We start from the raw sequence: 25,870 nt of genomic DNA on the forward strand, positions 1-25,870 counted from the left end.
AGCACCATGCAGTCCTCAGAGCCCACCATCGCCGTCGTGCTGCCTTGCTACAACGAAGCCGCCTGCATCGGCCAGGTCATCCGGGAATTCAAGGCGGTATTGCCCGAGGCCGTGGTGCACGTCTTCGACAACGCGTCCACCGACGGCACGGCCGCGGTCGCCAAGGCACATGGCGCGCAAGTGCACCACGTGGCCCTGCGCGGCAAGGGCAACGTCATACGCCGCATGTTCGCCGACGTGGAGGCCGACATCTACGTCATGACCGATGGCGACGCCACCTACGACGCATCCAACATCCGCGAGATGATCGAGGGCGTGCACGTGCACGGCTGCGACATGGTGGTGGGCGTGCGCGTGGACGACGGCTCCGAGGCCAACTACCGGGCAGGCCACCGCCTGGGCAACCGGCTGCTGACAGGGGCCGCCGCGCTGATCTTCGGCGGCGGCTTCACCGACATGCTCTCGGGGCACCGGGTGTTTTCCCGGCGCTATGCCAAGTCCTTCCCCGCCATGTCGCATGGCTTCGAGACCGAGACCGAGCTCACCGTGCACGCCCTGGGCCTGCGCATGCCTTACATGGAACTGCCGGTCGCCTACCGTTCCCGGCCCGAAGGCTCGGTGAGCAAGCTCTCGACCTACCGGGACGGCTGGCGTATCCTGCGCACCATCCTCGGGCTTTTCACGAGCGAGCGGCCGCTGGTGTTCTATTCGCTGCTGGCGGCGGTGCTGGCGCTGACCTCCGTGGCGCTGGCCCAGCCGCTGGTCGCCACCTACCTGCAGACCGGCCAGGTACCCCGCTTTCCCACCGCCATCCTGTCCACTGGCATGATGATCAGTGCCTTCCTGTCGCTGGTCTGCGGCGTGCTGCTGCGCAACGTCACGCTGGCCCGGCAGGAAGCCAAGCGACTCGTATATCTGGCCATTCCGTCGGCACGCAGGGGGTAGCCCCCGTCCGTCCCCTGGCGGTCCGCTGAATCCAGATGCAGGGATCGCGCGTAACCAGCAAAGTACCGGGAGATGCGCATGGGGACAGTGGCAGATTGGGGAATCCGTTGGGTGGAGCAGGGCCGGCTCCCCGACGCCGTGGTGCGGGCCGGCATCCGGCAACTGCTGCGCGAGCGGCTGCAGGAGATCGCGGCCGACGACCCGGCCCGCTCGGCCGAGCTGACGGCCGCCTTCGTCGAACAGATGCGCAGAGCGCCGGTGGCGCTGGTGCCGGAAAAGGCCAATGAGCAGCACTACGAACTGCCACCCGCCTTCTTCCATGCCGTGCTGGGGCCGCACCGCAAGTACAGCGGCTGCTGGTGGCCGCAAGGGGTGCAGACCCTGGAGGAGGCCGAGCGCGAGGCCCTGGCGGCGACCTGCGAGCGGGCCGGCCTGCAGGACGGCCAGGACGTGCTGGAGCTGGGCTGTGGCTGGGGATCGCTCACGCTCTGGATGGCCGGGCACTACCCGGCAAGCCGCATCACCGCGGTATCCAATTCGGCGCCGCAGCGGGCCTTCATCGAGGCCGAGGCACAGCGGCGCGGGCTGGCCAATGTGACGGTCCTGACCCGCGACATGAACAGCTTCGACGCCGGGCAGCCGTTCGACCGGGTGGTGTCGGTCGAGATGTTCGAGCACATGCGCAACTGGCCGCTGCTGTTCTCGCGCGTGGCCGGCTGGCTGCGGCCCGGGGGGCGCTTCTTCATGCACGTGTTCGTGCACCGCAGCGTGCCCTACGCCTTCGAGGAGCGGGACGCCAGCGACTGGATGAGCCGCTTCTTCTTCTCGGGCGGGATGATGCCGAGCGACGACCTGGCGGCGCTGTTCCAGGACGAGCTGCGCCTGCTGCGGCGCTGGCGCTGGGACGGTCGCCACTATGAGCGCACCGCCAATGCCTGGCTGTCCAACATGGACCGCGAGCACCATGTGGTGCTGCCGATCCTGGAGCAGACCTACGGCCGGGCCGACGCCGAACTGTGGCGGCAGCGCTGGCGCATCTTCTTTCTCTCCGTGGCCGAGCTGTTCGGCTACGAGCAGGGGCGCGAATGGTGGGTCGGCCACTACCTGTTCGAGAGGCGCACGCCATGAGCCGCGCGCGCTGGCTGGTGACCAACGTCGTCCTGTCGCAGGTGGGCTGGTTCGCAGCCGTGCTCGGCGCGGCGCACGGCTGGCCGGCCACCGGGGCGTGGCTGGCGCTGGCCCTGATCGGCGTCCACCTGGCACTGGCGCCCGACACCCGCGGTGAACTGCGGCTGGTTGCGCTCGCCATGGCCGTTGGCGCGATGTGGGACAGCGCGCTCGCGGCTGCGGGGCTGATCCACTACACCGCAGGCCAGTGGGCGGCCTGGATGGCGCCGTACTGGATCATCGTGCTCTGGGGCCTGTTCGCCACCACGCTCAACGTCTCGCTGCGCTGGCTGCAGGGGCGTTGGTGGCTCGCGGCCGTGCTGGGGGCGCTGGCCGGGCCGCTCTCCTTCGCCGCCGGGTCGCGCCTGGGCGCAGCGCAGTTCACCCACCCGGTCCTCGCGCCGGCGGTGCTGGCGCTGGGCTGGGCCTGCCTGATGCCGCTGCTGGTCCGGTGTGCGCAGCAGATGGCCCGGCGCGCCGCCAAGCCATGGCCGGGCGCAAGCGTGATGCAGGAGGAAGCCCACCATGTCGTCTGAACTGTCGCCCCTGGCGGTGGCCTTTTGCGGGCTCGGCGCCGCACTGCTGCCGGCACTGCTGACCTGGCTCGCCAGCCTGAAGCAGCAGGACGTGAGCCTGGTCGACCGCACCTGGCCGCTGATGATCGCCGCGCCGGCGTTCACCTATGCCTTGCTGCTGCCGGCCACCGGCGGACGCCGCTGGGTGGCGCTGGCGCTGCTGTCGGTCTGGGCCGTTCGGCTGGCCTGGCACATCACCCGCCGCAACTGGGGGCATGGCGAGGACCGGCGCTACCAGGCGATCCGCGCGCGCAACCAGCCCAACTTCGCGTTCAAGAGCCTGTACCTGGTCTTTGCGCTGCAGGCGGTGCTGGCCTGGGTCGTGTCCGGGCCGCTGTTCGCGACCGCGGCGGGTAGCCGCGACCTGAACCTGCTGGACCTGGCGGGGGTGGCGCTGGCGGCCTTCGGCATCGTGTTCGAGGCGGTGGCCGATGCCCAGCTCAGCCGCTTCAGAGCCGACCCGCGGCGCCGCGGGCAGGTGCTGGACACCGGGCTGTGGCGCTATTCGCGGCACCCCAACTACTTTGGCGAATGCTGCACCTGGTGGGGGCTGTTCCTGCTGGCGCTGGCCGGCGCCGGCTGGCCGGGGCTCTGGAGCGTGGCGTCGCCGCTGCTCATGACCTTCCTGCTGCTGAAGGTGTCGGGCGTGAGCCTGCTCGAGCAGGACATCGTGGAGCGCCGCCCCCAGTACCGGGACTACGTGGCGCGCACGCCGGCCTTCTTCCCCGGCCGGCCCAGGCGGGCAGGGGGGGCGCAGTCATGAGCCGGGCGCTGCGAAGGGCACTCTTGGGCTGGTGCGGGCTGGGCCTTCTGCCGCTGGAGGCCGGCGCGGCGCTGCCCACGGGCACCTGGGACTTCCAGGTGCTGCTGGATGGAAAGCCGATCGGCGAGCACCGTTTCCAGGTGGAAGGCGGCAACGGCGAACTCACCGTGCGCAGCAACGCGCGCTTCGACGTGAAGCTGCTGTTCATCCCCGCCTACCGCTACCGTCACAGCGCCACCGAACGCTGGCGCGGCGACTGCCTGGTGCAGATGGACGCGCGCACCGACGACAACGGCACGCTGCACCAGGTCCAGATGAGCGATGGCCCGCAAGGCCCCACGGTGACGGCGGACGGCAAGACCGAAAAGCTCGGCGCCTGCCCGATGAGCTTCGCCTACTGGACTCCGAAGATCCTCCAGCAGCAGCGGCTGCTCAATGCCCAGACCGGCGAGTACCAGGCCGTCCAGATCCGCTCCCTGGGGGAGTCGACCATCACCGTGCGCGGCGTCCCGGTGCGCGCGGCCCACTGGCGCATCGAGGGGCCCGAGCAGCCGCTGGACCTCTGGTATTCGCCCAGCGGGGAATGGCTGCAGCTCGAATCGAGCGTCTCCGACGGCAAGCGGCTGCGCTACCAATTGAAACCAAGGTAAGTCCCGAAGACAGTGCCCTGCCGTAGCGCTGCAATGGCGGCAGCCGGGGCGCATTCTCCCCGGCACATGGCACATCCGCCAGGAGACACACAACATGAAGATCGATCGCCGCACTTTTTCTTCCACGCTTGCCCTGAGCAGCCTGGCGCCGCTGGCGGCGCTGGCCCAGGCGGCTTATCCCAGCAAGCCGATCCGCATCATCTGCCCGTTCGCGCCCGGTGGCGGCTCCGACTTCATCGCCCGTGTCGCCGCGGCCAAGCTGGGCGAGCGCCTCGGCCAGCCGGTGCTGGTGGACAACCGGCCTGGCGCCGGCGGCACCCTGGGCACGGACCTGGCCGTGAAGGCCGCGCCCGACGGCTACACCCTGCTGCTGGTGGCCGGCAGCTACACCGTGAATCCCGCGCTCTACAAGCTCAATTTCGACCCGGTGGCCGACATCGCCCCGGTGATCCAGCTCTCGCGCGGCGCCTACGTGCTGTGCGTGCACCCGAGCGTGAAGGCCAGGAACCTGCAGGAACTGCTGGCCCTGGCGCGCAAGGACCCGGGCAAGCTCACCTTCGCCTCCAGCGGCGCCGGCGGCCATCTGCACGTGGTCACCGAATACATGTTCTCCATGGCCGGGGTCAAGGCCACGCACGTGCCCTACAAGGGCACCGGGCCGGCGGTGAACGACCTGCTCGCCGGCAACGTGGACATGATGTTCGCCGGCACCGAGGCGCTGATGCAGCACGTCAAGGCCGGCAGGCTGCGCGCGCTGGCGGTCGGCACCGCGCAGCGCCTGCCCGCCTACCCGGACATTCCCTCCGTGGCCGAGAGCGGCCTGCCCGACTACGACGTGGTCGCCTGGCATGGCCTGGTCGCCCCGCGCGGCGTGCCGCCGGCCATACTGGCGCGGCTCAACACCGAGCTCAACGCCGCGCTGCGCTCCAAGGAGATGGAAGACCGGCTCGAACCCACCGGCGTCGGCGCCGCCGGCGGCACGCCCGAGCAGTTTGGCGCGCTGATCAAGGCGGAACTGGTGCGCTACGGCAAGGTCATCCGCGACGCGGGCATCCGCGCGGAATAGGCGCCGGCTGCGCCCGGCTTTGCTGCAAAATTAATAGCTGAAAGCCAAGGATCCACATGGGCTTCATGCTGTTTTGTTCTGGTTTTTCGGCCACTTCCCACGGCCGAGGTAAATTAGCCCCCTTTTCCCATCCTCCCCAGCCCATGACCTCCCGCGGATTCACCACCGACATCGTCCATGCCGACCGCGCCTTCGGTACCGAGCATGGCGGCGTGCACCAGGCGGTGCATAGCTCCACCCAGTATGGCTTCGACAAGGTGGAAGACCTGATCGGTGTGTTCCAGGGCACGCTCAAAGGAGCCTACAACTATGCGCGGCAGGGCACGCCGACCACGGCGGCGCTCGAGGCCAAGCTGGCCCGGATGGAAGGCGGGCTGGGCGCGGTAAGCTTCGCCACCGGCATGGCGGCCATCACGGCGCTGTTCCTCACGCTGCTGCGCGCCGGCGATCATCTGGTGGCCAGCCGCTACGTGTTCGGCAACACCAACAGCCTGCTCGACACCATGGCCGGCCTGGGCGTGGCGGTGAGCAAGGTGGACGCGACCGCGGTCGCGCACGTGGCGGCGGCGCTGCGCCCGGAAACCCGCATGGTGTTCGTGGAGACCGTCGCCAACCCCGGCACCCAGATCCCGGACCTGGAGGCCATCGGCGCGCTGTGCGCCGAGCGCGGCATTCTGTTCGTGGTGGACAACACCGTGCTGTCGCCGGCACTGTTCCGCCCGGCGGCGGTACGCGCCGGGCTGGTGCTGCATTCGCTCACCAAGACCATTGCCGGCCACGGCAACGCGCTGGGCGGTGCCATCGTGGACACCGGGCTGTTCGACTGGTCGGCCTATCCCAACATCGCCCAGGCCTACCGCAAGGGCGACCCGCGCCAGTGGGGCCTGACCCAACTGCGCAAGAAGGGGCTGCGCGACATGGGCGCCAGCCTCTCGTCGCAGCATGCGCATGCGATCGCGGTGGGCGCCGAAACCCTGGTGCTGCGCGCGCGCCAGGCCAGCGAGACCGCGCTGGCGCTGGCCCAGTTCCTGGAGTCGCACCCGGCGGTCGCGCGGGTCCACTACCCGATGCTGGCCTCGCACCCACAGAACGCGCAGGCGATACGGCTGTTCAAGGGCGGCTCCTGGTTGATGTCCTTCGAGCTGCGCCAGGCCGATGACTGCCAGGCCTTCATCAACCGGCTGCGCCTGCCGGTCAAGTCCACCGGCCTGGGCGACACGCGCAGCCTGGTGATCCCAGTGGCGCACACCATCTTCTGGGAGGCCGGCGCCGCCGTGCGGGCCGACATGGGCATCAGCGACGGCCTGGTGCGCCTCTCCGTGGGCCTGGAGGACGCGGCCGATCTGCTGGACGACCTCGGCCAGGCGCTCAGGTAGCGCCGCGCGCCGGCGCACTGGCCCGGTGCAGCCGGTCGGTCTGCGCCGGGCGGCCCGGCAGGTGCAGGGCGGTGGTGGCGGCCGGGTTCTCGGCCAGCAGGCGGCCGCGGCGGTAGACCTTCAGGCGCGTGGCGCGCAGGCGCAGCGCCTCGGCCGGGTCCTGCGCCTGCAGCAGCACGAAGTCGGCGTGGCAGCCCGGCGCGAGGCCATAGCCTTCCAGGCCCAGGATGGCGGCGGGCGTGGTGGTCACCGCGTCGAAGCACTGGCGCATGGCCGCCTGGCTGGTCATCTGCGCCACGTGCAGGCCCATGTGGGCCACGTCCAGCATGTCGGCCGAGCCCAGGCCGTACCACGGGTCCATGCAGCAGTCCTGGCCAAAGGCCACGCGCACGCCGTGCGCGAGCAGCTCGGGCACCCGGGTCATGCCGCGGCGCTTGGGGTAGCTGTCGTGCCGGCCCTGCAGGGTGATGTTGATCAGCGGGTTGGAGATGATGCCGACCCGCGCCTCGGCGATCAGCGGCAGCAGCTTGGACACGTAGTAGTTGTCCATCGAGTGCATCGAGGTGCAGTGCGAGCCGGCCACGCGGCCCTGCAGGCCCAGCCGCTGGGTCTCGAAGGCCAGGGTCTCGATGTGGCGCGACAGCGGGTCGTCGGTTTCGTCGCAATGCATGTCCACCGGCAGGCCGCGCTCGGCCGCCAGCTCGCACAGCAGCCGCACGCTCTCGGCGCCTTGGGCCATGGTGCGCTCGAAGTGCGGGATGCCGCCGACCACCTGCACGCCCATGTCGAGCGCGCGCTTGAGGTTGTCCAGGCCACCCGGGCTGCGCAAGATGCCGTCCTGCGGGAAGGCCACCAGTTGCAATTCCAAATAGGGCGCCACGCGCTTTTGCACGTCCAGCAGGGCCTGCACTGTGAGCAGTTGCGGGTCGCTGGTGTCCACATGGCTGCGGATGGCCAGCAGCCCACCGCCCACGGCCCAGTCGCAGTAGGCGAGGGCGCGTTCAACCAGTGCCTCGTGCGTGAGCTGGGGCTTCAGCTCGCCCCACAGCGCAATGCCTTCCAGCAACGTGCCGCTGGCATTGACGCGCGGCAGGCCGTAGCTGAGCGTGGCGTCGAGGTGGAAGTGCGCATCGACAAAAGGCGGGCTAAGCAGTTGGCCGGCGCAATCCACCTCTTCATGGGCGGTGGCGGCGATAGCCGGCTCGACCGCCAGGATGCGGCCATCGGCTACGGCGATGTCTTGGTGGGTACGGCCATCCGGCAGGGTGGCGTTGCGCAGAATCAGGTCTGGAGAGGGCATGGGCGTGGGGTGGCTGGAATAGGGCAGCCGCACGCAAGTTTCATGCGCGGGGCGGCTGGGGTGCGCCCATTACACAGGACAAAAATCATTTGCTGGCCTGCACCCCACGGACTGCCGGATCGTCAAAGGCGTTGCAGTTGGCGCTACCCGTGATCCAGTCGACTTCGCAGCTGCTGGGCTTGCCCGTAGCGTCCTTGTTTCCCAGCACCTGGCACAGGCCTTCTGTTTCCTTGGCGCCTTTCTCCGTGTAGTCCCCGTTGCGCTCAAGCAGGGCGGTTTGGGCCATCTCCTTGGTGAAACCGAAGGCAGTGGGGGCGCCCTTCGCCACGCGCGCGGCCAGATTGCAGGCCAGCAAGGTAATCGAGTGCAGCGCCGAGCCGCCGCCGACCTGGCCGGTGCTTCCCGTGTCCTTGATCACCGCCCGGCTCGCGGGGAAATCAAAGGACACGTCAGTGCGCCCCGTGCGCCGCACCGTCGAATTCGCTGCATTGGAGAAGGTGCGCAGCATCCCCAGGATCTCGGCGTCCTGCCAGATTCGGATGATCTTTGGGTCCTGCACCGGCATCAGCCCAGGATCGGTGGCGTGCAGGCCGCGCAGCCAGGTCCACCCGGTCACGGGCGAGGTGTTATAGGCGTAGGCGGCCTGCACATCCTCGTTGAGATAGGCGGCCAATTGCGCAAGGCTGCCTCCCAACGAGTGTCCTGCGGTGTAGATGCGCAGCTCGGGCGCGCCCTCACGCTTCAACTCATCGATGAGGCCGCGCAAGTCAAGCCTGACCTGCTCGAACTGGCTGGGTGTGATGTCAAACGCCATCGCCGCATTCGTCGCCCAGTCATCCCTGGCCTGGCCTCGGTAGTTTTCGGTGCCCCGAAAAACCATGACGGCCTGCGTGATCCCGCCATCCAGCGCAACGCCACCAGAGAAGGGCTGGTAGACGTAGGTCTCGTAGAACAGGCCGCCGATGGCCTGGCAGCCGATGCCTTTGGGCTTCCAGGTGTCCCAGCGATAGCCTGACGTGGCGCTGGCGGCCTGGTTCCAGCGCTTGAGCGGGTGCATCTCCAACAGGTAGGTGCAGGCGTCCTTGTCCTTACTGCGCTTGTCCGTGGCGACGAAGCGCCGGTAGACCATCTTGCTCAGCATCGCCGGCCACGCCACCTGGCCGACCACGGCGGACGCGGATGTTGCCTGGGCCAGCTCCACGGACGACAGGACAGCGACCGCCTGCTTGCTGCCCTCAGGAGGCGGGGCCGGCAGGGGCTGCGGGGGTTCGACGAGCATGCGGCTCGACCCGGTGACCACGGCCAGATAGCAGTCGGGCCCGGCACCGGGCGCCGTGCGATGGTCCATTTTGTGGGCAGCAGCCACGGTGCCTTTGCGGCAGGCCTCTAGCTCATCTTTAACCTGCGTCGCTTGCTCCTCCCGATAGCGCTTGGCCTCCCGGTTGACCGAGAAAACGCCGCAACCCGCCAACGTGGCGCAGCACAGCAGCACCGCCATGTGCCGCAAGGCACGTCCTCTTGATCTGCTTGCCATGTCTCCTCCTAGTTGTCTTCAGCTTAGCGAGGCGTGAAGACGCGCGCAAGCGGGCTGCCGGGCCCGCGCGCGAGCGTCCCGGCACCCGCCAGCGCCACCCCCATTGCGCGCTGGAAACCCCCAGAATCAGCGCCTGGCAGAGAAGGCATCGCCTTCAAAATATATAGCTAAAGGTCTAGGTAGAATATTGATTTCAGGTATTTTTCATTCTGAAATCAAGTAAATACCTGGACATTTAGCTATCTATTTAATAGTCCTGCAAGTTCTCCATCAGCGCACCTGTCGGCATTCTTCAAGACGGCCGCAAGCGCCCCGCCTATGCTGCGCGGCACTATTCACAGGAGAGACTCCATGCAATTCGGCTACACCATCCTCTACGTCGAAGACGTGCCCGCCACCATCGCCTTCTACGAGGCCGCCTTTGGCCTGAAGCGCCGCTTTGTGCATGAGGTCGGCGACTTCGGGGAGCTGGAGACGGGCGCCACCGCGCTGGCGTTTTCGTCCTTGCGGCTGATCACGCAGTTGGGCAAGAACCCGCAGCGTGCCAGCGCAGACGCGCCGAGCTTCGAGATCGCATTCACCACCGACGATGTACCCGCCGCCGTAGCGCAGGCCGTGGCCGCCGGGGCAGAACTGCGCCACGCGCCAGAGCAAATGCCCTGGGGCCAGACCATCGCCTATGTGGCCGACCTGAACGGCTTTCTGGTGGAGCTGTGCACGCCCGTGGCGGCTCAGCCGTAACCGGCCTGCGCCACGGTGGCCAGCAGCGCGGGTGCTTTGCGCAGGCCTGAGGGCGTCTGCCCCAGCCAGCGCCGGCATTCGCGGCTGAAGTGGGCCTGATCGGCAAAGCCGTGGTCGGCCGCAATGGCGGCCAGCGGCTCGGCACCGCCCAAGGCCTGGGCCGCACGCCGCACCCGGGCCAGCGCGCGCCAGTAGCGCGGCGGCTGGCCGGTGGTGGCCAGGCTGAGCCGCTCCAGCGAGCGCTCGGAAACCCCCAGCGCAGCGGCCGCATGGCGTACCGACGCCGTGCCAGCCAGCGCCGCCAGCGCTTCCTGTACTCGTCCATCCAAACGCACGCAGGCATCGATGGCTTCCAGTACCTGAGCCTCTCGTTCTTGCTCCAGTAGCCGCACGGCTGCCAGCAGCGCCGCGCCATCCACCACGGCGCCCGGCTGCAAGCGATAGCCCAGCCATTGCTCGTGGGCCTTGACGGGAACCTCGTATGCGCTTTGCGCCAGCGGCGAAAGCATCCAGCGCGCCTGGCCCTGGGCGTCGCGGTGCAGGATCAGGTCGCTGCAGCCATCAGGCAGCACCATGCTGCTGGCGGCCTGCTCTGGCGCGGACTGCCAGCGCGCCAGCACGCAGGCGGGCAAGGGCCTACTTGGTGCCAAAAATACGGTCGCCGGCATCGCCCAAGCCGGGGCGGATGTAGCCGTGCTCGTCCAGCCCGCGGTCGATGGCGGCGGTGTAGATCGGTACGTCGGGGTGGGCGGCCTGCAGCGCGGCCACGCCTTCGGGGCAGGTGAGCAGGCAGACGAACTTGATCGACTTGGGCTTGAGCTCCTTCAGACGCTCGACCGCCGCGATGGCGGAGTTGCCAGTGGCCAGCATCGGGTCGACCACGATCACGTCGCGTTCGTGCATTTCGCTGGGCATCTTGAAGTAGTACTCGATGGCGGTCAGGGTCTTGGGGTCGCGGTACAGGCCGATGTGGCCGACGCGCGCGCCCGGCACGACCGAGAGCATGCCCTCCAGGATGCCGTTGCCCGCGCGCAGGATGGAGACGAACACGAGCTTCTTGCCGTCGATGACCTTGGCGGTCATGGGTTCGAGCGGGGTTTCGATCTCGATGTCGGACAGCGCCATGTCGCGCGTGACCTCGTAGGCGGCCAGGCTGGCCAGCTCGTTGAGCAGACGGCGGAAGCTGTTGGTGGAGGCTTCCTTGCGCCGCATCAGCGTGAGCTTGTGCTGGACGAGGGGGTGGTCGAGGAGGTGGACGTTGCTCATGGTTGGGAAGGTGTTCTTGTCGGTGCAGGGGACATCAAAAAACCGTGCCGTCGCTCTCGATCTCCAGTGGCGGCAATCCGCCACGCAGGTGCTGCGCGTATTCGCGTCCGGCGGCCCAGGTGCCGCCTTCGAGCACGCAGGCCAGGGGCATGGCTTCTGCGGAGAGTCCGAGGCGTGCGCGCACCAGGGGCGCGAGTGCGTCGAGCAAGGCCACGGTCAGCGCACGCCATTCGACGATGCACGGGTCGCCCGCTTTCCAGCGGCGGCCGGCGGTATTCTCGCGCAGCCGCAGCACGCCGCTGTCGATCAGCAGGCCGCCATTGCGGTACTCGGGCAGGCCGGTCAGGGCGTCGATGCCGTGCACCTTGACGCCGGCCCACTGGAACGGCTCGAGCAGCGAGTAGGTGAGCCATTGCGAGAGCTTGTGGAACGGCATCCAGCCATCGGACAGGCCCGGGCCCCGCGCCTCCTGCAGCGGCCAGCAGTCGCCCACCGGCAGTCCGCCGATGGCGTTGCCGGCCGGCCAGATGCCGTTGAGCGTGAGCAGCAGCGTGCTCAGGATGCCGTGCGCGTTGACTTCGGCGGTGGATGGGATCTCGTCGTCGTCGGTGTTGGCCAGCAGATCCAGCAGGCGGCCAGGCCGGCCCTCGCTGCCGTATTCGGACGGGTGCTCGGCCAGCGTTTCGCCCAGGCGGCGCAGCAGCGTCGCGCGGCCTTCCAGCCCGAGCAGCGGGTTGGCGGGCGTGGCCTGGAAGGCCTGGGCCAGCCGTTCGGTGATGACGCCGCGCAGGCCCTGGGCATCGACCTGCAGCGGCGCGTCGGCACGGCTGGAGAACATGCCGGCCGTGAATGCATGGAAGCTCGCCACCGCCAGGCCTTCGGATCGGCCGAAGCGCCGGCCGCTGGCGGCCTCTTCATAGTGCCAGCCGGGGCCGGCCCCGGCGTCCAGCAGCACGCTGACCAGCGTCAGGTCGATCTGCGCGCGGGCGCACACGGCGGGCGCCACCGGCCCCAGCAATTCGTCCAGCCGCGCCCGGCGGTCCACGCCGCCGACCTCGAAGTGGCGCCACCGGCTGTGGAAGGGAATGGCGCCATGCGGGTAGCGGCTGCGCGTGGCGCGCACGACCGCATCGGCTGCCGCCTCCAGTGCCTTGTCATCCACCGTGAAGAAGGCCGAGCGGCCCTCGCGCGCGCGCGCCAGCAGCGCCTGGGCGCGGCGGCGGATCTCGGCGGTGCTGCAGAGCAGGGCGACGGCGCCTGGGGGCCGGTCGGCGGCCGCGGCCTCGATGTTGGCCAGGATGCGCGCGGTCTGCGCGTCCGGCGGTGTTGCGGGCAAGTCCTTCATGCGTCCAGTCCCCGGCCCTTGGGCTTCTTGAGTTCCTCGGCGTCCGGCACCGGGCCGGGCGTGAAATAGCCGGCGGCCATCTTGGCGTCGATCTCGACCCGCGCATCGGCCGGGATCAGCTCTTCCGGAATGTTGACGCGGGTGCCGACCTCGATGCCGGCGCCGGTGATGGCGTCGTACTTCATGTTGCTCATGGATACCAGCCGGTGGATCTTGGTGATGCCCAGCCAGTGCAGCACGTCGGGCATCAGTTCCTGGAAGCGCATGTCCTGCACGCCGGCCACGCATTCGGTGCGGGCGAAGTACTGGTCGGCGGTGTCGCCGCCGACCTGGCGCTTGCGCGCGTTGTAAACCAGGAACTTGGTCACCTCGCCCAGCGCGCGGCCCTCCTTGCGCGAGTAGGCCACCAGGCCCACGCCGCCGCGCTGCGCGCCGCGTATGCATTCCTCGATGGCATGGGTCAGATACGGCCGGCAGGTGCAGATGTCCGAGCCGAACACGTCCGAGCCGTTGCATTCGTCGTGCACGCGTGCGGTCAGCTCGACCTGCGGGTTGGCCAGGTCGGCCGGCTTGCCGAAGATATAGAGCGTCTGCCCGCCGATCGGCGGCAGGAACACCTCCAGGTCGGAGCGCGTGACCAGTTCCGGGTACATGCCGCCGGTTTCCTCGAACAGCACGCGGCGCAGCTCGTTCTCGCCGCAGCCGAAGCGCCTTGCGATCTCGGGCAGGAACCAGACCGGCTCGACCGCCACCTTGGTCACCAGTGCGGCGCCCTGGGCCGTCAGAACGGCGCCGTCGGCCTTCAGGCGCCCGGCCTGCAGGGCTTCGATGACCTCGGGCAGGATCACGTGGGCCTTGGTCACGGCGATGCTCGGGCGTATGTCGTAGCCCGCCGCCAGCTCGGTCGCATACACCTGGGCCACGGTCGCGCCCCATGGGTCCAGGGACACGATCTTGCCCGGCACGCTCCATTGCGCATAGGGGCCGATGACGTCGGTCGGCAGGGTGTTGGTCAGGTCGGCCCGGTGCTGCGCCGACAGCGCGCCCGAGGCCACGGCCAGCGCGCGGTAGATGCTGTAGGAGCCGCTGTGCGTGCCGATCACGTTGCGGTGCGCGCGCGTGGTGGTGGTCGCCACCACCGGCCCGCGCTCGGCGGCGGTCGGGGCGCCCCAGCGGATGGGCAGCGCGCCGAAACCGCCCGAGTGCGAGGTCAGCCGGATGTGGTGCGGCGGCGAGGCGGGCGGCCGGGAGGGCAGGGCGGCAGGCACTTCCACCAGCGGTTCGGGGGGCTGCCGGGTCGCGGCGATGGGCGTATCGGGCATGGTTGCAGACTCCAAAATCCCAATGTAGCGAGCGCGCGCGGCAGTGACAAGCGAACGGTGTGGCGGGTGGCGCAGGAGGCGGCCGCGTCAGCGCTTCTTGCCGAAGATGCTGCCCAGCACGCCGCGGATGATCTCGCGGCCCACCGTGGTGCCCATGGTGCGCACGGCGGACTTGGCCATGGACTGCGCCAGCCCGTCGCGTTTGCCGCCGCGCGGGCCGGTGCTGCCGAACAGCACGTCGTTCAGGCCGCCGAGCAGTCCGCCGTCCTTGTCGGCCGCCGCGCCGCCCGCGCCCGGCGCCGATGGCGCTGCGGCCGCGGTGCGGTCGCGCAGCACCTCGTAGGCCGAGACCCGGTCCACCGGCGTGTCGTAGACGCCCGCCACCAGGGAGCCCTTCATGAGTGCCGCGCGCTGCGCGTCGGTGATCGGCCCGATCAGGCTGGCCGGCGGCAGCACGAAGGCGCGGTCGGTCACGCCGGGGCGGCCCTGTGCGTCGAGCAGGCTGACCAGCGCCTCGCCCACCGCAAGCTGGGTGATCGCGGCTTCGATGTCCAGCCCCGGCTTCTGCCGCATGGTCTGCGCCGTGGCGCGCACCGCCTTCTGGTCGCGCGGCGTGAAGGCGCGCAGCGCATGCTGGATGCGGTTGCCCAACTGGGCCAGCACGCTGTCGGGGATGTCGAGCGGGTTCTGGGTGACGAAGTACACGCCCACGCCCTTGGAGCGCACCAGCCGCACCACCAGTTCGATGCGCTCGATCAGCACCTTGGGCGCGCCGTCGAACAGCAGATGCGCCTCGTCGAAGAAGAACACCAGCTTGGGCTGCTCCGGGTCGCCGATCTCGGGCAACTGCTCGAACAGTTCGGATAGCAGCCAGAGCAGAAAGGTGGCATAGAGCCGCGGCGACTGCATCAGGCGTTCGGCCGCCATCAGGTTGACCACGCCCTTGCCGTCCACGGTCTGCAGCAGGTCCTGGATGTTGAGCATGGGCTCGCCGAAGAAGCTGTCGCCGCCCTGGCTCTCGATCTGCAGCAGGCCGCGCTGGATCGCGCCCACGCTGGCGGCGCTCACGTTGCCGTAGGAGGTCTTATAGTCCGCGGCATTCTCGGCCACGTGCTGCAGCATGGCGCGCAGGTCCTTCAGGTCGAGCAGCAGCAGGCCCTGGTCGTCGGCGATGCGGAACACCAGGTTGAGCACCCCGGCCTGGGTGTCGTTCAGGTCGAGCATGCGGCCCAGCAGCAGCGGGCCCAGATCCGAGATGGTGGCGCGCACCGGGTGCCCCTTTTCCCCGAACACGTCCCAGAAGGTGACCGGGCAGGCGGCCGGGGCAGGGGGCGCGATGCCGCGCGATTCGAGCACGCTGCGGAGCTTGTCGCCGATCCGGCCCGGCTGGCCGATGCCGGCCAGATCGCCCTTGACGTCGGCCATGAAGACCGGCACCCCGATGCCGGAGAGCTTCTCGGCCAGGGACTGCAGGGTCACGGTCTTGCCGGTGCCGGTGGCGCCGGTGATCAGGCCGTGGCGGTTGGCCAGCGCCGGCAGCAGGGTAAAAACGTTCTCGGCGTTGCGGGCGATCGGGAGCGGCTCGGCCATCGTGTGCTCAGGTCGTGAAAGGGGCTGCCAGTGTGCCATGGGGCAGGGGCGCGGCGCACCAAAAGGTAAGATCGGGTATTGCCCGCCAGCGGGCGAATCGAGAGAGATACCAAGAATGGCTGGACACAGCAAATGGGCCAATATTCAGCACCGCAAGGGGCGCCAGGACGAGAAGCGCGGCAAGATCTGGACCCGCGTCATCCGTGAAATCATGGTGGCCGCCCGGGCCGGCGGGGGCGACCTGAACGCCAATCCGCGCCTGCGGCTGGCGGTGGAGAAGGCCAAGGCGGCAAACATGCCGGCCGACACCATCAAGCGCAACATCGACAAGGCCACCGGCAACCTCGAAGGCGTGAACTACGAGGAAATCCGCTACGAGGGCTACGGCATCGCCGGCGCCGCCATCATCGTCGACACCATGACCGACAACCGCGTGCGCACCGTGGCCGAGGTGCGCCACGCCTTCAGCAAGTACGGCGGCAACATGGGCACCGAGGGCTCGGTCGCCTTCCAGTTCAAGCACTGCGGCCAACTGGTCTTCGCGCCTGGTACCGAAGAGGACAAGGTCATGGAAGTGGCACTAGAAGCCGGCGCCGAAGACGTGCTCAGCGACGAGGACGGCGCCATCGAGGTGCTCACGGCGCCGGCCGACTTCGAGGCCGTCAAGAACGCGCTGGAGGCCGCTGGCTGCAAGCCCGAAGTGGCCGAGGTGACGATGCGCGCCGAGAACACCATCGACATCGCGGGCGAGGACGCCGCGAAGATGCAGAAGCTGCTCGACGTGCTCGAAGACCTGGACGATGTGCAGGCCGTCTACCACAACGCCGCGCTGTGACCCCATTGCTGAACTGAGCCCTACGTGAAAACACTTGTCATCGGCGGCGGCGGCCGCGAACACGCTCTGGCCTGGAAGCTGGCCCAGTCGCCCAAGGTGCAGAAGGTCTATGTCGCGCCCGGCAACGGCGGTACGGCGCGCGACCCGCGGCTGGAGAACGTGCCGATCACCGACGTGCGGGCGCTGCGCGAGTGGGCGCAGCGGGAGAAGATCGGCCTGACCGTGGTCGGCCCCGAGGCGCCGCTGGCCGCTGGCGTGGTCGACGAATTCCGCGCGCACGGCCTCAAGGTCTTCGGCCCGACCCGCGCCGCGGCGCAACTGGAAAGCTCCAAGGCCTTCTCCAAGGCCTTCATGCAGCGCCACGGCATTCCCACGGCCGAATACGACACCTTCACCGACGCCGCTGCGGCCCATGCCTACGTGGACCGCATGGGCGCGCCCATCGTCGTCAAGGCCGATGGCCTGGCCGCCGGCAAGGGCGTGGTGGTGGCCATGAGCCCGGCCGAGGCGCACGAGGCGATCGACTTCATGCTGGCCGGGAACAAGTTCGGCGTGGTGCACAACGAAGGCGGCGCGCGGGTCGTCATCGAGGAATTCCTGCAGGGCGAGGAGGCCAGCTTCATCGTGCTGTGCGACGGCAGGAACGTCACGGCGCTGGCCACCAGCCAGGACCACAAGCGGCTGCAGGACGGGGACCAGGGCCCCAACACCGGCGGCATGGGGGCCTATTCCCCGGCGCCGGTGGTGACCGCCGACGTGCACGCCCGCGCCATGCGCGAGATCATCCTGCCGACCATCCGCGGCATGGAGAAGGACGGCATTCCCTACACCGGCTTTCTCTACGCCGGCCTGATGATCGACGGCCAGGGCCGGCCCAAGACGCTGGAATTCAACTGCCGCATGGGCGACCCGGAAACGCAGCCGATCCTGATGCGCCTCAAGAGCGATCTGTCCGAGGTCATGCTGGCCGCCACCGAAGGCCGGCTGGACCAGGTCGAACTCCAGTGGGACCGCCGCGTCGCGCTGGGCGTGGTCATGGCCGCGCATGGCTATCCGCTCGACCCGCGCAGGGGCGACGCGATCCACGGCCTGCCGGCGGACGAGGACGAGGCCATGGTGTTCCACGCGGGCACCGTGCTCGAAGGCGATACGGTCAAGACCTCGGGCGGCCGCGTGCTGTGCGTGACCGTGCTGGCCGACAACGTGCGGCAGGCCCAGCAACGGGCCTACTACGTGGCGCGCGGCATCCACTTCGACGGCGCGCAGTACCGCCGTGACATCGGCCACCGGGCCGTGCGCGGCGCATGAGCGCGCTCGGAGCCGCCGACGTGGTTCGCGGCTATCTGCTCGGGCTGCAGCAGCGCATCATCGCGGCGCTGGAAGCGGTCGAGGCGCAGGCCGGCGGAACGGCGGCCTTCGTCACCGACCACTGGCAGAAGGCGCCCGGCGAACTGCTGCAGGGCGATGGCGTCACCCGCATCATCGAGGGCGGGGCGGTGTTCGAGCGTGCCGGCTGCGGCTTCTCGCACGTGCGCGGGCCGCGCCTGCCGCCCTCGGCCACCGAACATCGGCCGCAACTGGCTGGCGCGCCTTTTGAAGCCATGGGGGTGTCGCTGGTGTTCCATCCGCGCAACCCCTACGTGCCCACGGTGCACATGAACGTGCGCATGATCGCGGCCGGCCATCCGGGACAGGAGGCGATGTGCTGGTTTGGCGGCGGCATGGACCTCACGCCGATCTATGGCTTCGAGGAAGACGCGGTCCACTTCCACACGGTGTGCCGCGACGCGCTGGCGCCCTTCGGCCCGGACAAGTACCCGCGCTTCAAGAAGTGGTGCGACGAGTATTTCTTCCTCAAACACCGGCAGGAGGCGCGCGGCATCGGCGGCATCTTCTTCGACGACTTCGAGGAACTGGGCCCCGAGCGCAGCCGCGCGCTGATGCAATCGGTGGGCGATGCCTTCCTGGACGCCTACCTGCCGGTCGTGGCGCGGCGCCAGGCCATGGCCTGGGGCGAGCGCGAGCGCGAATTCCAGCTCTACCGGCGCAGCCGCTATGTGGAATTCAACCTGGTGTGGGACCGCGGCACGCACTTCGGCCTGCAGTCGGGCGGCCGCACCGAGTCCATCCTGCTGTCCATGCCCCCCCTGGCCGCGTGGCGCTACCGCTACGAGGCGCAGCCCGGCTCGCCCGAGGCGGCCCTGGCCGAACGTTTCCTGCCGCCGCGCGAATGGGTGTGAGCGCGCAGGCGCCGCCGCGGCGCATCGGTGTCTTCGGCGGCGCTTTCGATCCACCGCACAAGGCCCATGTCGCGCTGGCGCGCGCGGCGATCGAGCAACTGGCGCTCGACGTGGTGCACGTGCTGCCCACGGGCCAGGCCTGGCACAAGGCGCGCCCGCTGAGCCCGGCGCCCGAGCGCCTGGCCATGACCCGGCTGGCCTTCGAAGGCCAGCCGCGCGTGCTGGTCGATCCGCGCGAACTGGAGCGCGCGGGGCCCACCTACACCGTCGATACCCTGCACGAACTGGCCGGCGAGAATCCCGGCGCCGAGCTGTACCTGCTGCTCGGGGCGGACCAGGCCGGCGCGCTCGACCGGTGGCATGAGTGGGAGACGATCTTGCGAATTGCTATAATTTCAATAGCTGATCGCCCGGATTCTGCCTGGGCTACAACCCTGTTTGAGCCTGAAAAAGTGCCTTTTGCGCGCGTGCGGCGCCTGGTGCTGCCCCCCATGAGCGTCAGCGCCACCGAAGTGCGCGCTCTCGCCGCACGCGGCCAGGGGGTTGGCCGTCTGGTCCCTCCAGGCGTTGCACGCTATATTGAACTCCATCACCTTTACCGAACTGCCTGATGACCACCACCAAAACGGAAACCGCCGCCAAGAAAGACGTCCAGAAGCTCCAGCGCGCCATCGTCGATGGCCTGGAGGACGTCAAGGCGCAGGACATCCAGGTATTCAACACCGAGCACCTGTCGCCTCTGTTCGAGCGCGTGGTGGTCGCCTCCGGCAGCTCCAACCGCCAGACCAAGGCACTGGCGGCCAGCGTGCGCGATGCGGTGCGCGAGGCCGGCTTCACCAAGCCGCGCATCGAGGGCGAGGAGAACGGCGAGTGGATCATCGTGGACTGCGGCGCGGCCGTCGCCCACATCATGCAGCCGGCGATCCGGCAGTACTACCACCTGGAAGAGATCTGGGGCGACACGCCGGTGCGCCTGAAGCTCGGCGCCGCCAAACCGTCCAAGCCGTCCAAGCCGGCAGAGGAAAAGCCGCTGACCGCCGCGGCCCGCAAGCCGGGCAGGGCGGGTGCCAAGACGGCCGCGAAGACTGCGGGCAAGGCGCCTTCTGCGCCCGCCAAGAAGGCAGCCGACAAGACCGCAGCGGCCAAGGCGCCCGCGAAGACGCCCGCGAAGAAGGCCGCAGCAAAGAAGACCCCGGCCGCCAAGACACCGATCAAGACGGTGGTGGTCAAGGCCTCCGTGCGCACCAACGCCAAGCCCTCGCCGGCCAAGGCCGCAGCGGCCAAGAAGGCGCCGGCCCGCAAACCTGCGGCCAAGACGAGCACGAAGTCCTGATCCATCGGTGAAACTCCTGATCGTGGCGGTCGGCCAGCGGATGCCCGCCTGGGCGCAGACCGCCTACGACGACTACGCCAAGCGCTTCCCGCCCGAACTCAAGGTCGAACTCAAGGCCGTCAAGACCGAGCCGCGCGGCTCCAAGTCGCTCGATACCCTGTACGCGGCCGAGCGCAGTCGCATCGAGGCGGCCCTGCCGCGCGGCATCCGCATCGTGGTGCTGGACGAGCGCGGGAGCGCGCTCACCACGGTGGCCCTGGCCGGCCGGCTCAAGCAGTGGCAACTGTCGGGCGACGACGTCGCGCTGGTGATCGGCGGCCCCGACGGCCTGGATCCGGAGTTCCGCCGCTGCGCGCACGAATCGATACGCCTGTCGGACCTGACGCTGCCGCACGCCATGGCGCGGGTGCTGCTGATCGAGCAGCTCTACCGCGCCTGGTCCGTCAACGCCTCGCATCCCTACCACCGCGAGTAGGCCGCGTGCCGATGTCCGCCTTCATCTACCTTGCTTCGCAAAGCCCGCGCCGTGCCCAGTTGCTGGAGCAGATGGGCGTGGCCCACCGCCTTCTGCTGCCCAACGCCGAAGGCGACCTGGCCGAGGATGCCGAGGCGATAGAGGCGGTGCGCGCCGGCGAAGCCCCTGCCGCCTACGTGCGGCGCGTGACCGACGGCAAGCTCGATGCCGCGGTGGCGCGGCTGGCCCGGCGCCGGCTGCCGCAGGCGCCCATCCTCTGCGCGGACACGACGGTGGCCCTGGGCCGGCGCATCCTGGGCAAGCCTGGCGATGCGGACGAGGCGCGCGCGATGCTGCGCAGCCTCTGCGGCACCACGCACCGCGTGCTGACGGCCGTGGCGCTGCAGCATGGCGCCCGGCGCGTCGCGGCGCTGAGCACCTCGCAGGTGCGCTTCGATGCGCTGAGCGATGCGCAGATCGATGGCTACATCGCCTCCGGCGAACCGTTCGGCAAGGCCGGCGGTTACGGCATCCAGGGACGGGCCGCCGCCTTCATCCCGCGCATCGCAGGCAGTTACTCGGGCATCATGGGCCTGCCGGTCCATGAGACAGCCGCGCTGTTGCGGTCGATCGGCTTTCTGCGCTGAACTATGCAACAAGACATCCTCATCAACTGGTCGCCGCAGGAGACGCGCGTCGCCGTCATAGAGCATGGCGCGGTGCAGGAACTCCATGTCGAACGCACGCTGGAGCGCGGCCTGGTCGGCAACATCTACCTGGGCAAGGTGTCGCGCGTGCTGCCCGGCATGCAGTCGGCCTTCATCGACATCGGGCTGGAGCGCGCGGCCTTCCTGCATGTGGCCGACGTCTGGCACCCGCCGGCCGAGGGCGAATCGCTGAGCCAGGCGCGCCAGTCGCAGCCGCAGATCCCGATAGAGAAGCAGGTCTTCGAAGGCCAGGCCCTGATGGTGCAGGTCATCAAGGACCCGATAGGCACCAAGGGCGCACGCCTGTCCACCCAGATCAGCATCGCCGGCAGGCTGCTGGTGTTCCTGCCACAGGACGAGCACATCGGCGTGTCGCAGAAGATTCCGCAGGAGCAGCGCGAATCCCTGCGCCGGCGCCTGCAGGCCCTGGCGGGGGAGGGCGCCAAGGGCGGCCTCATTCTGCGCACCAATGGCGAGGATTCGTCAGATGCCGAACTGGCCGAGGACATCGCCTACCTGCGCAAGACCTGGGCGCGCATCCGCCAGGCCTCGATGCAGTTGCCGCCGCGCTCCTTGCTGCACCACGACCTGAACCTGCTGCAGCGCGTGCTGCGCGACCTGGTCAGTGAACAGACCCAGGCCATCCGCATCGACTCGCGCGAACAGTTCGAGCGGCTGCAGACCTTCGGCCGGGAGTTCATGCCGGCCGCGGCGGCCAAGCTGCAGCACTACAAGGGCGAGCGCCCGATCTTCGACCTGTTTTCGGTGGACGAGGAAATCGCCCGTGCGCTCGGGCGGCGGGTGGACCTGAAGTCCGGCGGCTACCTGGTGGTGGACCAGACCGAGGCGCTCACCACGGTGGACGTCAATACCGGCGGCTTCGTCGGCGCGCGCAATTTCGACGACACCATCTTCAAGACCAACCTGGAGGCGGCGCAGGCCATCGCGCGGCAACTGCGCCTGCGCAATCTTGGCGGCATCGTCATCGTGGACTTCATCGACATGGCGCGCGAGGACCACCAGCAGGCAGTGCTGGCCGAGTTCCGCAAGCAATTGGCGCGCGACCGGGTGAAGACCTCTTCCGGCGGCTTCTCACCCCTGGGTCTGGTGGAGATGACGCGCAAGCGCACCCGCGAGTCGCTGGCCCACATGCTGTGCGAGCCCTGCCCCGTGTGCCAGGGCAAGGGCATCGTGAAGACCGCGCGCAGCGTCACCTACGACATCCTGCGGGAGATCCTGCGCGAAGCGCGCCAGTTCAACCCGCGCGAATTCCGGGTGGTGGCTTCGCCCAAGGTCGTGGAACTGTTCCTCGACGAGGAGAGCCAGCACCTGGCCGAGCTGTCGGACTTCATCGGCAAGCCGATCTCCCTGCAAGCCGAAACGGCCATGGCGCAGGAGCAATACGACATCGTCTTACTTTGACGATTCACGGGGTGCCACTCCGTTTCAGTCTCCATGCATAAGTGATTGTTCTGTAAGGAGTTTTCGGTAAGGAAGCTGTCTTTTAGTGTCGCGGAGTGCCACCCTGTTTCAACAGAATTGGGTGACCTGGCGGGTGACCAGCCGGACGATCCGGCCAAGCCTGTCGGCACTAGGAGAACGAACATGGCAAGCAAAGGCGGGCTGCTTTCTGACCTGCAGCTCAGGCAGTGGATCAAAGCGGGCAAGCCGCTGTCGATGAGCGATGGAGGTGGGCTGATCTTCACGCTGTCGGCCGCAGGCAACGCGGCGTGGGTACTGCGGTATCGACATGGCACACGGCGGCCGGAGATGACTCTTGGTCCCTATCCGGCTATTGGCTTGTCCGAAGCGCGGACGATGGCCCTGGTCAAGCGGGCCGAGATCGCACAAGGCAAGAACCCGATGGCCGAGCGGGTCAAGGCCAAGGCCGCGTTGGCGAAGGACTGGACAGTTCGCCAACTGATCCAGGACTATCGCCAGAAGGTGCTCGTCACGCTGGCCAAGAGCACCAGGGTCTGCTACTCGCGCCACCTCAAACGGGTCGAAAACAGGTTTGGCTCGCTCAGCGTGCGCGAAGTCGAGTCCAGCGACATCGTGGCACTGATCGACGACAGCAAGCTCACCTGGGGTGAGTCGAGCCTTCTTCATATCACGGCCAAGTGCCTGTTCACCCATGCGGAGAAAATTTCCGGTTGCTTCAACTCACCCCTTTCGAATCCGCCGGTGCCACCTACATCGTGGCCTCTGATGGCTCTTTGACCGGCTTCATGCGCTTGCCGCAAGTCCTGGCCCTGGTGCCCGTCTCCAATTCGACGCTGTGGCGCCATGTCGCAGCCGGAACCTTCCCCGCGGCGGTCAAGCTGTTTTTCGGCGTGACTGCTTGGCGGGTCGATGACGTTCGCCACTGGATCCAGGCCCAGGGTGGTGCGAATCCGACATCGCACAGCGGCGAGTCGTACAAGCGTGTACGCGCGACGCTGCGCACACAGGCTGCCGGTGACACGAGAAATGCCGATGAGCTCCAGCGCAATCACGCGCGCAAATCTGCATGTGTGCATGCGCCCCCCAATATGCGCAACTGCCCCGTGCACTTCTGCTCGGCCTGTCCGGCAACGGCCTTCGTAAACTCCGTCAGGGCCCCGATATATCGGTTCCAGCTTGTGACTCACGAGGGAAGTTATCAGTTTGTTTCGGAATGACGGAATAATAGATGCCTCCCTATGAATTCTCTAATAGTTCCGTAAATTCGGAATATTTTCGACAAGTCCTTGGTTGTCGACTATAGTTTCGTTATTCCAGAACTATGGTTGAGCATGGCACGGCGTCTTCCCTCCACACATCCCTCCAGCGATCCTCGGGTTGAAAGCCTCGAAGGGTTGGGTGCGGCCGTACGCAACGCGCGGGCACAGGCCCGCATGCGCATCGACGATGCAGCCGCGTTCTGCGGCATCTCGGCCGATGTGCTGTCGCGCCTGGAGAACGGGAAGTCGATTACTACCGACCGCCTGTTCAAGGTTCTGGAGGGGCTTGGGCTGGAGGTCTTGGTCGTTTCCAGGGAACAGGCGCTTAAGCTCAAGGACGTGGCGCAGCAGCAGGGGTCCGAATGAGCAGTGCATTCCCTGCCCAGGGCCTGGATCTCGCGCTAGACGTGTTCTTCGGCACGGACTTGGTCGGGCGGCTCGCGTTCTATCCAGCGCAGGATCAATTCAGCCTCACGTACGGCGCAGCTTGGCGCCAGCGTGCACACCGATTCCAACTGTCGCCGCATATCCCTCTCGACGGTGAAGTGTCTGCGGTGGCGGTGCGGCGCTTCATCGACAACCTGCTGCCCGAAGGGCGGGCGCTGGATGTGGTCTCCAGTTTCACCCATGTCCAGAAGAGCAATATCTTTGGCCTGATCCGGGTGCTGGGCCGCGAGACGGCGGGTGCCCTGAGCTTCCTGCCCGCAGGGCAACTGCCGCAGGCGCAAGAGGCGCAGCGGCGCCCCGTGGCACTTGCCGAGCTGCAGCAGCGCATCGATGACCGTAACAGGATTCCGTTCGCGATATGGGACGACAAGGTGCGCATGTCGGTGGCGGGCTACCAGGACAAGCTGCTGGTGCTGCGCGAAGGCGATGCCTTGTTCCTGGCGGATGGCTCGCTCTCGTCGACGCACATCCTCAAGCCCGAGCCGTTGAACGACAAGCTGCCCTGCATGGTGGCCAATGAGCATTTCTGCATGCGACTGGTCAACCGGCTCGGCCAGCGGCGCTTGAAGGAGAACTGGGCGGCCGAGGTGGAGATCCTGCGTGTGCCCGCGCCGGTCCTGTGCGTCGAACGTTTCGACCGGGTGCGTGACGACGGGAATGTGCGCAGACTGCACGTCATCGACGGCTGCCAAGCGCTGAACCTGCCTGTATCGCACAAGTACGAGCGTCCGCTGGGCAACGCAGAGGACGTTCGGCACATCCGCGACGGCGCTAGCTTCGAGGCTCTGTCCACGCTGCGGCCGCATCTGTCGAATGCGGCCGTCGGCATCCGGCAGATGGCCTTCTGGGCGATCACCACGCTGCTGCTGGGCAACAGCGATGCGCATGGCAAGAACATCTCCTTCTTCGGGCGGGGTGATGCCTTGGCGGTGGCGCCGTTCTACGACCTGGTCAGCGTGGCCTTGTACGACGCCCGCCACATCGATCAGGAACTGGCGATGGCCTTCGGCGACGGGTTCGCGCTGCCGGACGTGAAGTCGTTCGCGCTGGCCGACTTATGCGAGCGACTGGGATTCCCCCGGCGCACGTTCGCACGCGAACTGAAGCAGCTCTGCGAGTGGACGCGGGAGGAGGCGAGGGCGCAGGCCCTGGACCCCGTGTATGTGCAGGAGGAGCGGCCCTTTGTTCGCACCCTGGCGGATTACGTGGTGGCCAGGGCGGATTTTTTGTTGGGGCAGGTGGCGGAGATTCCCAGGTTCAGCGGTGATCTCTTCTGAAGGCTGGGCAGGAGCAGTCCTTGTGACCGTGCGACCAGCCGCTGAGGTCTTTGTCGCGATCCAAGGTGGCCTTCTTTTGATATTGCACCAGTGGTCAGTTTGACCTCATAAGAGCGGCTAACAAAACAAAGGGAGGTTGCGAGCACAGATGACACAACAAGCCAGGGAAAGCAGCGCGACATGAATGTCGATGCGGCGCTCGAAGCGGGTTCGCAGCTTGCCAAACGCGGCCAGC

Annotated in this window: 27 protein-coding genes and 1 pseudogene; 20 read left to right on the forward strand and 8 right to left on the reverse strand. The window is 68.1% G+C overall.

Going from position 1 to position 25,870, the window contains the following annotated elements:
- The first annotated feature begins 6 nt into the window (after positions 1–6).
- The 7 genes from JHD63_RS02280 (at position 7) to JHD63_RS02310 (ending at position 6,542) form a co-directional block, all read left to right on the forward strand.
- Positions 7–945, forward strand: coding sequence for a glycosyltransferase family 2 protein (locus tag JHD63_RS02280; protein ID WP_198969040.1), 939 nt, complete (start codon positions 7–9; stop codon positions 943–945).
- Between the two features lie 78 nt (positions 946–1,023).
- A complete protein-coding gene (locus JHD63_RS02285) occupies positions 1,024–2,073 on the forward strand; it encodes an SAM-dependent methyltransferase (RefSeq protein WP_198969041.1) in 1,050 nt (349 codons plus the stop codon).
- A complete protein-coding gene (locus JHD63_RS02290; protein WP_198969042.1) occupies positions 2,070–2,648 on the forward strand; it encodes a DUF2878 domain-containing protein in 579 nt (192 codons plus the stop codon). Before JHD63_RS02285 ends, JHD63_RS02290 begins: the two co-directional genes overlap by 4 nt.
- Positions 2,638–3,450 (forward strand): DUF1295 domain-containing protein, encoded by an 813-nt coding sequence (locus JHD63_RS02295; RefSeq protein ID WP_198969043.1) that lies wholly within the window; start codon positions 2,638–2,640, stop codon positions 3,448–3,450. Before JHD63_RS02290 ends, JHD63_RS02295 begins: the two co-directional genes overlap by 11 nt.
- Positions 3,447–4,100, forward strand: coding sequence for a DUF6134 family protein (locus JHD63_RS02300; protein ID WP_233167497.1), 654 nt, complete (start codon positions 3,447–3,449; stop codon positions 4,098–4,100). Before JHD63_RS02295 ends, JHD63_RS02300 begins: the two co-directional genes overlap by 4 nt.
- 94 nt (positions 4,101–4,194) lie before the next feature.
- Entirely contained in the window at positions 4,195–5,166 is a 972-nt protein-coding gene (locus JHD63_RS02305) for a tripartite tricarboxylate transporter substrate binding protein (protein ID WP_198969044.1), read from the forward strand.
- A 143-nt stretch (positions 5,167–5,309) separates the two neighbouring features.
- Complete coding sequence (locus tag JHD63_RS02310) at positions 5,310–6,542, forward strand: cystathionine gamma-synthase family protein (protein ID WP_198969045.1); 1,233 nt, start codon at positions 5,310–5,312, stop codon at positions 6,540–6,542.
- On the opposite strand, the gene JHD63_RS02315 is transcribed toward JHD63_RS02310, so the two are convergent.
- Together JHD63_RS02315 and JHD63_RS02320 are read right to left on the reverse strand one after the other, a co-directional pair.
- The gene (locus JHD63_RS02315) at positions 6,535–7,842 is read right to left on the reverse strand and encodes an amidohydrolase family protein (RefSeq protein WP_198969046.1); all 1,308 of its coding nucleotides are present in this window, start codon (positions 7,840–7,842) and stop codon (positions 6,535–6,537) included. The two genes, JHD63_RS02310 and JHD63_RS02315, sit on opposite strands and share 8 nt — an antisense overlap.
- Before the next feature lie 85 nt (positions 7,843–7,927).
- Complete coding sequence (locus JHD63_RS02320; RefSeq protein WP_198969047.1) at positions 7,928–9,340, reverse strand: lipase family protein; 1,413 nt, start codon at positions 9,338–9,340, stop codon at positions 7,928–7,930.
- 387 nt (positions 9,341–9,727) lie between these two features.
- Between JHD63_RS02320 and JHD63_RS02325 the strand changes: the two genes are divergently transcribed.
- The gene (locus JHD63_RS02325; RefSeq protein ID WP_198969048.1) at positions 9,728–10,117 is read left to right on the forward strand and encodes a VOC family protein; all 390 of its coding nucleotides are present in this window, start codon (positions 9,728–9,730) and stop codon (positions 10,115–10,117) included.
- Here the strand turns inward: JHD63_RS02325 and JHD63_RS02330 are convergent.
- The 5 genes from JHD63_RS02330 to JHD63_RS02350 form a co-directional block, all read right to left on the reverse strand.
- Positions 10,108–10,749, reverse strand: coding sequence for an AraC family transcriptional regulator (locus JHD63_RS02330; protein ID WP_233167498.1), 642 nt, complete (start codon positions 10,747–10,749; stop codon positions 10,108–10,110). The genes JHD63_RS02325 and JHD63_RS02330 overlap by 10 nt on opposite strands.
- Before the next feature lie 4 nt (positions 10,750–10,753).
- Positions 10,754–11,383 carry a uracil phosphoribosyltransferase gene (gene upp / locus JHD63_RS02335; protein WP_198969050.1) on the reverse strand — a complete coding sequence of 210 codons (630 nt, stop codon included), beginning with the start codon at positions 11,381–11,383 and terminating at the stop codon, positions 10,754–10,756.
- Positions 11,384–11,417: 34 nt separating this feature from the next.
- Positions 11,418–12,728, reverse strand: coding sequence for a URC4/urg3 family protein (locus tag JHD63_RS02340; RefSeq protein ID WP_198969051.1), 1,311 nt, complete (start codon positions 12,726–12,728; stop codon positions 11,418–11,420).
- Positions 12,725–14,050, reverse strand: a complete 1,326-nt coding sequence (locus JHD63_RS02345) for a GTP cyclohydrolase II (protein WP_198969052.1) — start codon at positions 14,048–14,050, stop codon at positions 12,725–12,727. Before JHD63_RS02345 ends, JHD63_RS02340 begins: the two co-directional genes overlap by 4 nt.
- A gap of 87 nt (positions 14,051–14,137) precedes the next feature.
- Positions 14,138–15,640, reverse strand: a complete 1,503-nt coding sequence (locus tag JHD63_RS02350; RefSeq protein WP_198969053.1) for a helicase HerA-like domain-containing protein — start codon at positions 15,638–15,640, stop codon at positions 14,138–14,140.
- Between the two features lie 115 nt (positions 15,641–15,755).
- Between JHD63_RS02350 and JHD63_RS02355 the strand changes: the two genes are divergently transcribed.
- The 12 genes from JHD63_RS02355 (at position 15,756) to JHD63_RS02410 (ending at position 25,635) form a co-directional block, all read left to right on the forward strand.
- Positions 15,756–16,475 (forward strand): YebC/PmpR family DNA-binding transcriptional regulator, encoded by a 720-nt coding sequence (locus JHD63_RS02355; protein ID WP_198969054.1) that lies wholly within the window; start codon positions 15,756–15,758, stop codon positions 16,473–16,475.
- 24 nt (positions 16,476–16,499) lie between these two features.
- Positions 16,500–17,783: a phosphoribosylamine--glycine ligase gene (gene purD / locus JHD63_RS02360; protein WP_198969055.1), complete on the forward strand. Its 1,284-nt coding sequence runs from the start codon at positions 16,500–16,502 to the stop codon at positions 17,781–17,783.
- Entirely contained in the window at positions 17,780–18,715 is a 936-nt protein-coding gene (gene hemF, locus JHD63_RS02365; protein ID WP_198969056.1) for an oxygen-dependent coproporphyrinogen oxidase, read from the forward strand. The genes purD and hemF overlap by 4 nt, the downstream gene beginning before the upstream one ends.
- On the forward strand, positions 18,706–19,326 hold the full coding sequence (gene nadD / locus JHD63_RS02370; protein ID WP_198969057.1) for a nicotinate-nucleotide adenylyltransferase: 621 nt from the start codon (positions 18,706–18,708) through the stop codon (positions 19,324–19,326). Before hemF ends, nadD begins: the two co-directional genes overlap by 10 nt.
- On the forward strand, positions 19,323–20,048 hold the full coding sequence (rsfS, locus tag JHD63_RS02375) for a ribosome silencing factor (RefSeq protein WP_198969065.1): 726 nt from the start codon (positions 19,323–19,325) through the stop codon (positions 20,046–20,048). The genes nadD and rsfS overlap by 4 nt, the downstream gene beginning before the upstream one ends.
- A gap of 7 nt (positions 20,049–20,055) precedes the next feature.
- Complete coding sequence (rlmH, locus tag JHD63_RS02380; RefSeq protein ID WP_198969058.1) at positions 20,056–20,523, forward strand: 23S rRNA (pseudouridine(1915)-N(3))-methyltransferase RlmH; 468 nt, start codon at positions 20,056–20,058, stop codon at positions 20,521–20,523.
- A gap of 11 nt (positions 20,524–20,534) precedes the next feature.
- Positions 20,535–21,149 carry a Maf family protein gene (locus JHD63_RS02385; protein WP_198969059.1) on the forward strand — a complete coding sequence of 205 codons (615 nt, stop codon included), beginning with the start codon at positions 20,535–20,537 and terminating at the stop codon, positions 21,147–21,149.
- Between the two features lie 3 nt (positions 21,150–21,152).
- Positions 21,153–22,631 carry a ribonuclease G gene (gene rng, locus JHD63_RS02390; protein ID WP_198969060.1) on the forward strand — a complete coding sequence of 493 codons (1,479 nt, stop codon included), beginning with the start codon at positions 21,153–21,155 and terminating at the stop codon, positions 22,629–22,631.
- A 183-nt stretch (positions 22,632–22,814) separates the two neighbouring features.
- Entirely contained in the window at positions 22,815–23,429 is a 615-nt protein-coding gene (locus tag JHD63_RS02395; protein WP_233167499.1) for an Arm DNA-binding domain-containing protein, read from the forward strand.
- Positions 23,426–23,869: a helix-turn-helix transcriptional regulator gene (locus JHD63_RS02400; RefSeq protein WP_233167501.1), complete on the forward strand. Its 444-nt coding sequence runs from the start codon at positions 23,426–23,428 to the stop codon at positions 23,867–23,869. Before JHD63_RS02395 ends, JHD63_RS02400 begins: the two co-directional genes overlap by 4 nt.
- Positions 23,870–23,983: 114 nt before the next feature.
- Positions 23,984–24,277, forward strand: coding sequence for a helix-turn-helix domain-containing protein (locus tag JHD63_RS02405; RefSeq protein WP_198969067.1), 294 nt, complete (start codon positions 23,984–23,986; stop codon positions 24,275–24,277).
- Positions 24,274–25,635: a HipA domain-containing protein gene (locus JHD63_RS02410; RefSeq protein ID WP_198969061.1), complete on the forward strand. Its 1,362-nt coding sequence runs from the start codon at positions 24,274–24,276 to the stop codon at positions 25,633–25,635. The genes JHD63_RS02405 and JHD63_RS02410 overlap by 4 nt, the downstream gene beginning before the upstream one ends.
- A 117-nt stretch (positions 25,636–25,752) precedes the next feature.
- Here the strand turns inward: JHD63_RS02410 and JHD63_RS02415 are convergent.
- A pseudogene (locus JHD63_RS02415) lies at positions 25,753–25,870 on the reverse strand (IS5/IS1182 family transposase); the annotation flags it as partial.

Origin of the sequence: Xylophilus sp. ASV27, from assembly GCF_016428875.1 — a bacterium.
Taxonomy (GTDB): domain Bacteria; phylum Pseudomonadota; class Gammaproteobacteria; order Burkholderiales; family Burkholderiaceae_C; genus Xylophilus.

Excerpts from the sequence above, each read along its gene's own strand:
- hemF (WP_198969056.1), top strand. The coding sequence starts at position 17,780 with ATGAGCGCGCTCGGAGCCGCCGACGTGGTTCGCGGCTATCTGCTCGGG.
- JHD63_RS02340 (WP_198969051.1), bottom strand. The coding sequence starts at position 12,728 with ATGAAGGACTTGCCCGCAACACCGCCGGACGCGCAGACCGCGCGCATC.
- JHD63_RS02320 (WP_198969047.1), bottom strand. The coding sequence starts at position 9,340 with ATGGCGGTGCTGCTGTGCTGCGCCACGTTGGCGGGTTGCGGCGTTTTC.
- JHD63_RS02315 (WP_198969046.1), bottom strand. The coding sequence starts at position 7,842 with ATGCCCTCTCCAGACCTGATTCTGCGCAACGCCACCCTGCCGGATGGC.
- JHD63_RS02310 (WP_198969045.1), top strand. The coding sequence starts at position 5,310 with ATGACCTCCCGCGGATTCACCACCGACATCGTCCATGCCGACCGCGCC.
- JHD63_RS02410 (WP_198969061.1), top strand. The coding sequence starts at position 24,274 with ATGAGCAGTGCATTCCCTGCCCAGGGCCTGGATCTCGCGCTAGACGTG.
- upp (WP_198969050.1), bottom strand. The coding sequence starts at position 11,383 with ATGAGCAACGTCCACCTCCTCGACCACCCCCTCGTCCAGCACAAGCTC.
- rng (WP_198969060.1), top strand. The coding sequence starts at position 21,153 with ATGCAACAAGACATCCTCATCAACTGGTCGCCGCAGGAGACGCGCGTC.
- JHD63_RS02305 (WP_198969044.1), top strand. The coding sequence starts at position 4,195 with ATGAAGATCGATCGCCGCACTTTTTCTTCCACGCTTGCCCTGAGCAGC.
- JHD63_RS02285 (WP_198969041.1), top strand. The coding sequence starts at position 1,024 with ATGGGGACAGTGGCAGATTGGGGAATCCGTTGGGTGGAGCAGGGCCGG.
- JHD63_RS02350 (WP_198969053.1), bottom strand. The coding sequence starts at position 15,640 with ATGGCCGAGCCGCTCCCGATCGCCCGCAACGCCGAGAACGTTTTTACC.
- JHD63_RS02385 (WP_198969059.1), top strand. The coding sequence starts at position 20,535 with ATGTCCGCCTTCATCTACCTTGCTTCGCAAAGCCCGCGCCGTGCCCAG.
- JHD63_RS02300 (WP_233167497.1), top strand. The coding sequence starts at position 3,447 with ATGAGCCGGGCGCTGCGAAGGGCACTCTTGGGCTGGTGCGGGCTGGGC.
- JHD63_RS02395 (WP_233167499.1), top strand. The coding sequence starts at position 22,815 with ATGGCAAGCAAAGGCGGGCTGCTTTCTGACCTGCAGCTCAGGCAGTGG.
- JHD63_RS02405 (WP_198969067.1), top strand. The coding sequence starts at position 23,984 with ATGGCACGGCGTCTTCCCTCCACACATCCCTCCAGCGATCCTCGGGTT.
- JHD63_RS02280 (WP_198969040.1), top strand. The coding sequence starts at position 7 with ATGCAGTCCTCAGAGCCCACCATCGCCGTCGTGCTGCCTTGCTACAAC.
- JHD63_RS02295 (WP_198969043.1), top strand. The coding sequence starts at position 2,638 with ATGTCGTCTGAACTGTCGCCCCTGGCGGTGGCCTTTTGCGGGCTCGGC.
- JHD63_RS02355 (WP_198969054.1), top strand. The coding sequence starts at position 15,756 with ATGGCTGGACACAGCAAATGGGCCAATATTCAGCACCGCAAGGGGCGC.
- JHD63_RS02345 (WP_198969052.1), bottom strand. The coding sequence starts at position 14,050 with ATGCCCGATACGCCCATCGCCGCGACCCGGCAGCCCCCCGAACCGCTG.
- JHD63_RS02325 (WP_198969048.1), top strand. The coding sequence starts at position 9,728 with ATGCAATTCGGCTACACCATCCTCTACGTCGAAGACGTGCCCGCCACC.
- JHD63_RS02290 (WP_198969042.1), top strand. The coding sequence starts at position 2,070 with ATGAGCCGCGCGCGCTGGCTGGTGACCAACGTCGTCCTGTCGCAGGTG.
- nadD (WP_198969057.1), top strand. The coding sequence starts at position 18,706 with ATGGGTGTGAGCGCGCAGGCGCCGCCGCGGCGCATCGGTGTCTTCGGC.